Genomic DNA, 10,001 nt, shown 5'->3' with positions numbered 1-10,001 from the left:
AACTCAGGCCTTGTTACCCTTACGACAAAACCGTCGGCAGAAATTCCGGGACATCTATTTTTTGTCAACCCAAATACAAAATCGGTAACAAAAATATTAGGGAATATAAAAGGCCTCACGACATTAACAAGCCCCAACGGGCAACTTGTCCTCTATTCTGAGTCCCAGAGCGGATCCCCAAGTCTGTTTGTTTTCGATTCGGTCAATAAGCAAACAAAGTCTTTGTCTCTACAGACACTCCCCGAGAAATGCGTGTGGTCCAAAACAACCAAAACCCTAATATATTGTGCTGTGCCACAATCTTTGTTGGGTAGAAGTCTCCCGGATCAGTGGTATCAGGGTGTTGTTTCTTTTACCGACGACCTATGGTCAATTGATACCACAACAACAATAACAAAAAAGATTATGGGCCCAGACAGTCTAGGGATTTCAGGGCTCGACATGACAAACCTTTCTCTTTCTACAAATGATTCGTTCTTGTTGTTTATTAATAAGGTTTCGGGAACACCATGGATGTATCGACTCGCCGAGGCAGCACCGGCCCAGCCTACAGCCCTCCCCAACACCGCAGTCAAGGCGGCAGTTGTGCCCTCCTCAATAACCCCTGATATGCAAAAAATCAGGTAAACAAAAAGACCGCCCAGGCGGTCTTTTTGTTTACCTCTTTGTTTCAGCTTTTCTTTTCACATACAGCTCGTGCGCTATAGAGAAAATATTGCTTGTTGCCCAATAGAGAGCAACTGCTGCTGAAATTGAATATGACACCCCGAAGACAACCAAGGGCAGCATGTATTTCATTTGCGTACTGAAACTCCTTGCAAAATCATCTTTAAATGAAGATTTCGCCCCCTCAGGAAGTGCTGCGGGAGGAGGAACAGATAGTTTGATCTGGAAAAACTGTGCGATGGCGGCCACGGCAGCAAAGATAATACTCTTTTTCGAAAGATCTACCCACAAAAACATATTGTCTATTGAGGAAGGCAGGTGTACAAATGAGTAAAGGAGGTCACCATTAAGTGCGTGGAGCCCTTTTGAAAAAACGAAATAAAGGGCAAAAAGGACCGGCAACTGGACAAGAACCACAATACACCCAGAAAACGGGTTAACCCCATGCTCTTTATAAAGTTCCATTGTTTTGCGAGCTTGCTCTTGTTTGTCCTCTTTGTACTTTTCCTTAATACCCTCTAGGTGCGGCGCTATCGCACGCATTTTAGACTGAGAAACCACCGACTTATGAGAAAAAGGGAGCAAAACAACGCGCACAAAGAGGGTCAGCGCAATAATAGCAACGCCCACATTTGCCCCGGGAACAACCGATAAACTAAACACGAGAGCATTATAAAGCGGCTTGTAAAAAATTGTAGAAAAAATTCCTGAAGTCATTGCGCAATAGTAGCTTAAATATTGTGTTTTTACCAGAGCCTACAGCAGAGGGTCAATGTGCTCTTTTTGCCATGGGTGGCAGCGAAGAATCCTCCGTGAACCGAACGCAAGCCCTTTTATTACCCCATATTTTGTAACTGCCTGTTTTGTGTACTCGGAACAAGTCGGAAAAAAAACACACGTTGTGCCTTTCTTTATGGCAAAAAGGCCCGTATCGAGGGATAAAAATTTTTGATAAAAGGAGATTGCCATTATTACTGCTTTTCTCATACCGTCTCTACTACAACAGACTATTTTTTATAAACACGTTTTTTATCTCCTTTTCTAGTTCAACAAAGGAGGTTTTTGCGGCCTCTATTTTAGGATAAAAAACGACAAGGGCGGCAGTTTTTATTTCCTTCAAGAGAGGCCCCACTGCTGAGTAAAACCTTCTTCGAATTAGGTTCCGAGAGACTGCTGTTCGAGCCGTCTTTTTGGATACTACCACCGAAAACTTGGTGCTTTTTCCTGTGGGGTAAAGAATCCCCGAGAAAAGCAAAGAGACAAACCTGACCCCTTTGCTTCTGGGGGTTGGAAATTCGGCTTTAGAGACACGGTTTTTTCGAGCAAGCATAAAAGAGAGTGCCCAAAGGGCATGGCTCTAGACCGTGCTAAGACGTTTTCGCCCTTTTTGGCGGCGTTTTTTAAGAATGTTTTTCCCGTTTTTTGAGGACGATCGGACAAGAAAACCGTGTGTTTTTGCCCTTTTTTTCTTCTTAGGCTGATACGTTTGAGACATAATGAGACACTATACACTATTCTATAAAAAAATCTAGTGGCTTTTCTTTGAGAACTATATAGAATAGTGGTACCAATTAGCTAAAACAATAACAAAATGATTTGGTATACACAGCTTATCCACAGCCTATTAACCAAACACTCCACAAACCAACTTTCGTATTTTCTTTTGAGAGTAATATAATAACGACATGCAAAACCCCGTTTCTACTATTGAAAATTCACAACTCTGGGAGAAGACACTTTTTGAGCTTGAGGCAGATCTTTCGCGGGCAAATTTTAGTACATGGTTCAAAAACACAACAATAATAAAACAAGATGACGGAATTGTGGTTGTTGGTGTTCCAAATGAATTTGTTAAAGACTGGCTACAAAATAAATTCCACAAAATGATCCTGCGCTCTTTGCGAAACCTTTCCGAAAATATCCGCGGCATTGAATACTCTGTTTGTAAAATTGAAGATAAAAAAACAGACAAAAAAGCACTTCTTCCCCAAGCAGAACAACAAACAGGGGAGCTCCCACTTGCAAATCTTTACATTAACCGCGAAGACGGTTTAAACCAACGCTACACCTTTTCGAATTTCATTATTGGCTCTTTTAATGAGCTCGCATACACCGCGTCACAGGCAATTTTAAAAAAGGTCGGCACAAATGTTTATAACCCCCTCTTTATTTATGGAAGTACCGGTCTGGGAAAGACTCACCTTATTCAAGCGATTGGAAATGAGGTCAAAAAAAACCACCCGACAAAGCGTGTTTTTTATACAACTTCTGAAAAGTTTTCTGTCGACTATATAAACTCTGTCGGGCAAGGATCAAAAGCAATGGTCATATTCAAAAACAAATACCGCAACTACGACCTCCTCATTATGGACGACATCCAGTTCCTTTCAAACAAAGAAAAGACCCAAGAGGAGCTGTTTCATATATTTAACGAGCTTTACCACAACAACAAACAAATTGTTTTTTCATCCGATAAGCACCCAAACTACATCCCTGCGCTTGAGTCTCGCTTGAAGTCTCGTTTTAGTGCAGGAATGATTGTTGATGTGCAAGAGCCGGAATATGAGTCTCGCCTCGCCATTCTGCGCGCTAAAGCAGCTTCCCAAAACTTTTTTCCTCCTGAGGAAATTATCGACTACCTCGCCTCCTCAGTGCAGGGCAATATTCGAGAGCTTGAGGGTTTATTGAACGGCATTATCTGCCAATCTCAACTCAAAAACAGGAATCTAACCCTTAATGAGATTAAGCCGTTTATTAAGAACACCTCAAAGCCGAAGAAAATCCTGTCTGTAAAAGAGATAGTCAAAGTTGTTTGTGATTTTTATAGTATTGAAGAGAGCTTTGTTTATGAAAAAACAAGAAGGAAAGAGGTGGTGAAGCCTCGCCAGATTGCAATGTTTATTCTCCGGGAGGACTTTAATATTTCTTACCCCACAATCGGGCAAAAGATGGGGGGAAGAGACCACACTACAGTGATGCACTCTTGTGAAAAAGTAAAAGTGGATATGAAGAACGACCTCTCGTTAATGCAGGAGGTCGACCAAATAAGGGCAATGTTTTAACCTGTGCGTTTCTTGTGTATAAGCTATTTATTATATGTTTAAAACCCAAACAAAAAAAATTTTAAAAATATTGAATTCTTCTGTCCTTGCTCTTTGTCCTTTTTTATACACACCTAATCCTTATTCTTTATTCTCTAAAACGCTGGTGATAAAGCGTTGTTGTTGGTTTTCCACATATCAACAGGTATAGTAATAATAATAAGTATATATAAGATAATAATACACAGTATATGAACTTCACCTGTAACAGAGAGCTTCTTCAAAAATGCGTTGTAAACGCGGAAAGAGTAACCGGAAAAAACCTTTCTCTGCCAATCCTTAGCTCTGTTTTTTTGGCAACAAGCAACAAATCCTTGATCATAAGGGCAACAAACCTCGAAGTTGGCGTTGAGCTTCAAATACCGGCAGATATTAAAACAGAAGGAAACATTGCTATTCCCGGTGCCCTCCTCTCTAGTATTCTTAACAACATACCAGACGAAGAAAATATCACCGTAATAGCGAATAATGGTGTTTGCAAAATAATAACCAAGTCAAAAAACATAACAATAAAAGGTTTTGTCCCAGACGACTTTCCAACAATCCCAAACATTACAGACGAGGAAAGTTTTACTCTTTCAACCAGCAAGTTTTTACAGGGGGTCAAATCAGTTTTAATGAGCGCGGCAGTTTCTGATGTAAAGCCAGAAATATCGAGTGTTTACATATATAAAGACACCAAGGCTATCGTTTTTGTAGCGACGGACTCTTTCCGTTTGGCCGAAAAAAGAATTGAATATAACAACGACAAAGTCTTTACCGGGCTGATTGTTCCCATTAAAAACATCATAGAGCTTGTAAAAATCTTTGAGAACACAAACGAAGAACTATTTTTTAAAATTACAAAGACACAAATTTCTTGCGTGGGGAAAAATATTTATGCTACCTCTCGGGCAATACAAGGAATATACCCGGACTATCAGCAAATAATTCCCAAAAAACACACAACCGAGATAGTGGTCCTTAAGCAAGATTTGTTAAATGCTATTAAACTATCAACACTTTTTTCCGACAAGTTCAACAAAATACAAATAAATATTGATCCGACAAATAAAAAATGTATTGTTTCAACAAAAAACTCTGATATTGGAGAAACAGAAACAAGTCTTTCGGCAACAATTTCTGGAGACCCAATAGAAACGCTTTTAAACGGCAAACACCTTTTTGATTGCTTGGGGGGAATAGAGAGAGACAGCCTTGTCCTAGAGTTCAATGAATCTAACAAGCCTGTCGTTATCAAAGGTCTTGGGGACCCGTCTTACACCTATTTAACAATGCCGCTCACAAAATAATGCTACCCATCCACCAACTACTCGCCCGTTTCAAAGGTCTTACCAACACAGATAAAACAAAAAAGGAAAAAATTGTTTCTCTTTTGCTCAAAAAAAACATCGTTGTTTCTCCTAAACAAATATTTTTTTCCAACAAAACAATTATTATAAAAACAAACGCGATAATCAAAACCGAAATTCTTTTGAGAAAAGAAGAAATACTCAACGAAATAAGGGGGTGTCTTGACGAAAGCGAATATTTGGAAATTCAGTAATTATTCAACAAGAAGCTGTGATGTATAAACAGCCTTGTTTGAAACCGTGTCATAAGCAACAAAAGTAAGAGTGTTTGTTGTCGAGAGATAAGAAATATCAGAAGGGGTAAAAACAAAAGAGAAAGGAATCTGTGTTTTTTTATCAACAAACTGTCCGTTTAAATAAAATTCAACACGAGACAGTGGGTATTTACCGGTGCTTGTTACCAAAAGAGATAAAGGAGTGTCTGTTTTATGGATTTGAGCAAGGTCTGCCCCCGATACAGAAAGGACAGGAAGTGTGTCTGGTGTGTGTGTGGTGTCATAAGTAGTCGGAATGCCACTACGGTCTCCTTCCTTGATGTTTTGGGTGGCAACCCAAGCACGTACCGGCTCTTCCCAAAGATGAAACTGGGGGTCGTTTTGGGGCGTTAAGGGACGGAGACCACGAGGGTCGTTTTTGTTTAACCAATAAAGAATAGAGTGTACGTCAGGAACAACAACAATTTTTCTTGTTTCTGTCGGGGTGTTGGGTGTGGCCAGCTGCCCGGAAGTTGTGTCAACAACATATTTTTCTCCTCCTTGCCATACTCCGGCAAGCGGTGCAGGAAGAGCACTCAGATCTTCTGGTTGGGGGGCAATAAAACGCTCTTGAGGGGTAAGTTTGATAGCCTCCTCCATAAAAGAATGCCAAACAGGAGTAATAATAAACCCGGCAATATTTTTGTGCATTGGGGTATTGTCGTTGTTTCCCGCCCACATACCAACAGCGATATTTGGTGTATATCCCAATGTCCACACATCACGATAGTCGTTTGTAGTACCTGTTTTGACCGCAACGTCATTGTTGGGGAAATAAAGGGCGGAGTTAGCACCAAACTCTGGTGTTCGGGCCTCATTGTCGGACAAAACATTTGTGATTTTTCGAGCAACCTCACTCGGGATTGCCTCGGAGCTTGTTTGTTTAAATTCCTCGACCACATTACCGTTTTTGTCTTCTACTCGCAGAATGGGGGTGGTTGGGTTGCGGACACCATCGTTTGCAAAAACACCATAACCTCCGGTGAGTTCCAAAAGTGACACCTCTCCTCCACCCAAAACTAAAGTTAACCCATATTGAGAGGCAGAACCCAAACTTGTAATGCCCATCTTTTTAGCTGTCTCAAGAGAGTCAGGGACACCGGCGAGGTAAAGAGTTTTTACGGAAGGGATGTTGAGTGACATTGCTATGGCACTGCGCATAGAAACAGGCCCACGATATTTTCCATCATAATTTTCCGGCATGTAGCAGTCTTCGGGCTTAATGTTTCCATATAAGGGAATACCGCGCGAGCTGCAGTTGGTGCTGAAATTTGTTCGCAGGTCAAATAGCACCGTCTCCGGGGTGTAGCCCTTCATAAACGCGGTTGCGTAAACAAATGGTTTGAACGTTGATCCCGGTTGGCGGTTTGGAGAAATAGTAACATTGAAGTTTCCCTGTTTTTGCATGTTGAAATAGTCTCTTGACCCCACCATTGCGAGAACCTGCCCGTTTTTTGGGCTTATCGCAATAAGGCCCATATTTTTTGCAGCATAGTTTTTTTCTACATCAGGGCCATATTGTGCGATTACCTCCTCCGCCTTTTGTTGGAGCGTATAATCAAGTGTCGTGGTTACTTTATAACCATTTTCTTCAACCGCTTGTTCACCGTACTTATCTGCGAGATATTCTTTAATCCACTCAACAAAATGAGGAGCCTTAATGCCGACCGTTTCTTTTGGCAAAAAAGATACCCGTTCTTTAAATGTTTGTGAGTATGTATTTGAATCAATAAAACCCAACTCAAACATTCTCTTTAATACAAAATTTTTACGTTCATCGAGCTTGTCTCGGTGGTTGCCGTATGGTGAGTAGTAAGTAGGGGCATTTGGGATAGAAGCAACATATGCAGCCTCTGCGAGGGTAAGGTCTTTGGCCTCTTTGCCAAAAAATACACGGCTTGCTTGACCAACCCCATATATATTTCCACCGTAAGGAATTTCGTTTAGGTACAAGCCAAGAATTTCGTCTTTAGTAAACGCGCGCTCGAGACGGAAGGAGAGAACAACCTCCTTAATTTTTCGAGTAATGAGTTTCTCATCTGTTAGAAGGGTTTTTTTAACAACCTGCTGAGTGATTGTAGAACCACCTTGTCGGAAACCACCGCCAACAATATTGGCTAGGACAGCGCGAAGAATTGATTTTGGGTCTATGCCGTAATGACTGTAAAAGTTAGCATCTTCAATTGCTATCGTCGCATTGCGAAGACTGGGAGGTATTTGGTCAAAGGGGACGACGGTGCGTTGGACATCCTGGTGTACATCGTAAAGAAGAATCTTCCCTGTTCTGTCGTAAATTTTTGTGGACTCAACAATCTTTCGGTCTTTAAAAGAGTTAAAATCGGGGAGCGGAATAAAGGAGGCCCAAAGGATAAGGATCCCCGTAAAAATGAATAAAACACTAACCAAAAAGAGAAATATAGTTTTGGGGTGAAGAGCAAACCTGCGAGCCAGTTTTTTATATAAAGATAGTGGTTGTGCCATAAACTTAGATAATTATACAACAATTGAGAGCGCGATTGTACCATAAACCTATTCAATGGGCTAGCAGGGCAATTTGTGATAAAATGCACTGGTATGGATCTTGAAGAGAAAATAAATGATTTGCTCAGTCGTGGGGTGGCCACCCTTGTTGACCCAAACGGCAAACTCAAAGAAAAACTTCTTAAAAAAACCAAAGGCGAGGATGTTGGGGAGATTATTATCAAGTTTGGTGTTGATCCCACCCGCCCAGACCTTCACTTAGGACACGCTGTGGTCCTCCAGAAGCTACGCAAGTTCCAAGAGATTGGGTGCAAGGTGGTATTTTTAGTAGGTGATTTTACCGCATCTATTGGGGACCCGACAGGCAAAAGTAAGGTTCGACCAGAAATTGAGCAAAAGGAGGTAGAGGAAAATATGGAGACTTATATGAATCAAGTGGGCAAAATTCTGCTCACTGACCCCAATGTGTTTTCGTGGATACGAAACTCTGACTGGTTTTATACAATAACCGACCTCGCTGGAGAGGGAACCTTTATAACAAAAGCAACTACATATGAAAATTCTCGTATGCAGAAAACGCACCTTGGTAAGACAAAAATACAAGGGATTACCCTGCAGGGGCTCATTTGGACGCTAAAACACATTACCTATTCACAACTGATCGAGCGCGACATGTTTCAAGACCGTATAAAAGAGGGGCGGCCGCTCTATATGCATGAGATGCTTTACCCCGTTCTCCAAGGGGTTGATTCATTTGCTCTCTACAATATCTATGGGGACTGCAGCCTCGAAATTGGGGGGACAGACCAGACATTCAACATGCTCATGGGTAGGGAGGTAATGAAGGCAAACAAACAACCAGAGCAGGCGGTGATGAGCCTAGAAATTTTAGTTGGAACAGATGGGAAGGAAAAAATGAGCAAGAGCCTTGATAACTACATTGGAATTACCGAGGAACCAAATAATATTTTTGGGAAAATAATGTCTATCCCTGATAGCTCAATTTTGAACTATTACAAGCTTTGTACGTCGGCCGATATGTTGAGGCTAAAGGACCTCGAGAACAAACTTAAAAGTTTTGACACAAACCCGCGAGATATAAAACTCGATCTCGCCGAAGAAGTAGTTGCTATTTACCACGGCGCAAAAGCAGCGACAAGCGCGCGCGAAGCCTTCGTCTCAACTTTTCAAAAAAAAGAAATCCCTGATGATGTTGAGGAAATAAAAATGAAAGCGGGAGAACTTTTTTCAGACCTACTTCTACGCGCGAAAATAGTAGCATCAAAAAGTGAGTGGAGGCGCCTTGTTGATGAGGGCGCAGTAAAAAAACTGGAAGAAGGGGGAGGAGAGGAAAAAATTTCAAACGCAACTGAGGTTGCGGTGCCCGGCGTGTACAAAATAGGGAAGCGCAGGTTTATTAAAGTAAACTAACTAATAAAAAACCGGCACGTGCCGGTTTTTTATTAGCTAACTAAAACTATAGCTCTTCTTCGGCGCCGGGCTTGAGGTCAAGCTCCTCGTCGCCGTCAAGACCCAAGTTTATCCCGAGATCATCTTCTTCATCCAAAAAGAGTCCCTCCTCATCGAGTATTTCCGGGTCGATATCTACTATTGCTTCGTCGTCACTCATGTTTTATTTTTAAATTAGGTGTCTACGGTGGTTATCTTTTCTCTAGACCACATAGTTGTAGCAAAAAGCTTTTTTATCTGCAAGACCATTTACTCAGAACTGTGGATAAGTGCCACTCGCCCCCTTACTTTTGGAGTGCACGCATATTTGCTTGCTAGCAAATTGCTCTGCTCGCGCCGCTGCGCCTGCCTGCCGCCAGGCAGGCTGTGCAAGGCACTTCAAAATAAAGGGCCTCGCTCCGAGGTTGGGGATAACCTGTGGAATACGCCTCATTACTGGAAATAACCTTATTTTGCCGTGGTTTTCTGAGGGTGATGATATGCAAAATGGGTTATGCCAATTGCGATGGCGTCCATTTCGTCGTCTTGTTTAATATGCTCCGCCCCGGAAACAAGCTGCCTTACCATGGCCATTACTTGGTTTTTGGTGGCTTTTCCGTAGCTCGTGGTGGCCACCTTGATCTGAAGCGGGGTATATTCGTAAATTTCAAGGCCGGAGAGTCGAGCCTGGTAAAGAA

Annotated in this window: 11 protein-coding genes; 5 read left to right on the top strand and 6 right to left on the bottom strand. The window is 41.8% G+C overall.

The features are described 5' to 3' along the window. On the top strand, nucleotides 1-627 hold a 627-nt coding region (locus WC724_03630), incomplete at its 5' end, for a hypothetical protein (GenBank protein MFA6078079.1). Between the two features lie 30 nt (nucleotides 628-657). Here the strand turns inward: WC724_03630 and WC724_03625 are convergent. The 3 genes from WC724_03625 to rpmH all read right to left on the bottom strand — a co-directional run bounded on the left by WC724_03625 (nucleotide 658) and on the right by rpmH (nucleotide 2,161). Next, on the bottom strand, nucleotides 658-1,383 hold the full coding sequence (locus WC724_03625) for a YidC/Oxa1 family membrane protein insertase (protein ID MFA6078078.1): 726 nt from the start codon (nucleotides 1,381-1,383) through the stop codon (nucleotides 658-660). A gap of 39 nt (nucleotides 1,384-1,422) precedes the next feature. Further along, nucleotides 1,423-1,635: a membrane protein insertion efficiency factor YidD gene (gene yidD, locus WC724_03620; GenBank protein ID MFA6078077.1), complete on the bottom strand. Its 213-nt coding sequence runs from the start codon at nucleotides 1,633-1,635 to the stop codon at nucleotides 1,423-1,425. Between the two features lie 388 nt (nucleotides 1,636-2,023). Continuing rightward, the gene (gene rpmH, locus WC724_03615) at nucleotides 2,024-2,161 is read right to left on the bottom strand and encodes a 50S ribosomal protein L34 (protein MFA6078076.1); all 138 of its coding nucleotides are present in this window, start codon (nucleotides 2,159-2,161) and stop codon (nucleotides 2,024-2,026) included. A gap of 190 nt (nucleotides 2,162-2,351) precedes the next feature. Here rpmH and dnaA point away from each other — a divergent pair, with 190 nt between their 5' ends. The 3 genes from dnaA (at nucleotide 2,352) to WC724_03600 (ending at nucleotide 5,313) form a co-directional block, all read left to right on the top strand. Beyond that, the gene (dnaA, locus tag WC724_03610) at nucleotides 2,352-3,728 is read left to right on the top strand and encodes a chromosomal replication initiator protein DnaA (GenBank protein ID MFA6078075.1); all 1,377 of its coding nucleotides are present in this window, start codon (nucleotides 2,352-2,354) and stop codon (nucleotides 3,726-3,728) included. Nucleotides 3,729-3,958: 230 nt separating this feature from the next. Then, nucleotides 3,959-5,059, top strand: a complete 1,101-nt coding sequence (gene dnaN / locus WC724_03605; protein ID MFA6078074.1) for a DNA polymerase III subunit beta — start codon at nucleotides 3,959-3,961, stop codon at nucleotides 5,057-5,059. Further along, nucleotides 5,059-5,313, top strand: a complete 255-nt coding sequence (locus WC724_03600) for a hypothetical protein (protein ID MFA6078073.1) — start codon at nucleotides 5,059-5,061, stop codon at nucleotides 5,311-5,313. The genes dnaN and WC724_03600 overlap by 1 nt, the downstream gene beginning before the upstream one ends. Here WC724_03600 and WC724_03595 read toward each other — a convergent pair whose 3' ends face one another. Then, nucleotides 5,314-7,854 (bottom strand): penicillin-binding protein, encoded by a 2,541-nt coding sequence (locus tag WC724_03595; protein MFA6078072.1) that lies wholly within the window; start codon nucleotides 7,852-7,854, stop codon nucleotides 5,314-5,316. It abuts the gene before it with no gap. 93 nt (nucleotides 7,855-7,947) lie between these two features. Here WC724_03595 and tyrS point away from each other — a divergent pair, with 93 nt between their 5' ends. Then, nucleotides 7,948-9,285, top strand: coding sequence for a tyrosine--tRNA ligase (gene tyrS / locus WC724_03590; GenBank protein MFA6078071.1), 1,338 nt, complete (start codon nucleotides 7,948-7,950; stop codon nucleotides 9,283-9,285). Between the two features lie 46 nt (nucleotides 9,286-9,331). Here tyrS and WC724_03585 read toward each other — a convergent pair whose 3' ends face one another. Together WC724_03585 and WC724_03580 are read right to left on the bottom strand one after the other, a co-directional pair. Then, nucleotides 9,332-9,484, bottom strand: coding sequence for a hypothetical protein (locus WC724_03585; GenBank protein ID MFA6078070.1), 153 nt, complete (start codon nucleotides 9,482-9,484; stop codon nucleotides 9,332-9,334). Between the two features lie 287 nt (nucleotides 9,485-9,771). Then, nucleotides 9,772-10,001: crossover junction endodeoxyribonuclease RuvC (locus tag WC724_03580; GenBank protein MFA6078069.1), on the bottom strand; the 230-nt coding region annotated here is incomplete at its 5' end.

It is taken from the genome of Candidatus Paceibacterota bacterium (assembly GCA_041661305.1).
Lineage (GTDB): Bacteria > Patescibacteriota > Minisyncoccia > Phycocordibacterales > VMEP01 > VMEP01.
The sequence above is the reverse complement of the archived record's forward strand: the minus strand, read 5'-3'. Positions and strand labels throughout refer to the sequence as shown.

Bases quoted from the DNA above. Each gene is read 5' to 3' on its own strand.
- WC724_03585 (MFA6078070.1), bottom strand. From the start codon at position 9,484: ATGAGTGACGACGAAGCAATAGTAGATATCGACCCGGAAATACTCGAT.
- dnaN (MFA6078074.1), top strand. From the start codon at position 3,959: ATGAACTTCACCTGTAACAGAGAGCTTCTTCAAAAATGCGTTGTAAAC.
- tyrS (MFA6078071.1), top strand. From the start codon at position 7,948: ATGGATCTTGAAGAGAAAATAAATGATTTGCTCAGTCGTGGGGTGGCC.
- WC724_03600 (MFA6078073.1), top strand. From the start codon at position 5,059: ATGCTACCCATCCACCAACTACTCGCCCGTTTCAAAGGTCTTACCAAC.
- WC724_03625 (MFA6078078.1), bottom strand. From the start codon at position 1,383: ATGACTTCAGGAATTTTTTCTACAATTTTTTACAAGCCGCTTTATAAT.
- yidD (MFA6078077.1), bottom strand. From the start codon at position 1,635: ATGGCAATCTCCTTTTATCAAAAATTTTTATCCCTCGATACGGGCCTT.
- dnaA (MFA6078075.1), top strand. From the start codon at position 2,352: ATGCAAAACCCCGTTTCTACTATTGAAAATTCACAACTCTGGGAGAAG.
- rpmH (MFA6078076.1), bottom strand. From the start codon at position 2,161: ATGTCTCAAACGTATCAGCCTAAGAAGAAAAAAAGGGCAAAAACACAC.
- WC724_03595 (MFA6078072.1), bottom strand. From the start codon at position 7,854: ATGGCACAACCACTATCTTTATATAAAAAACTGGCTCGCAGGTTTGCT.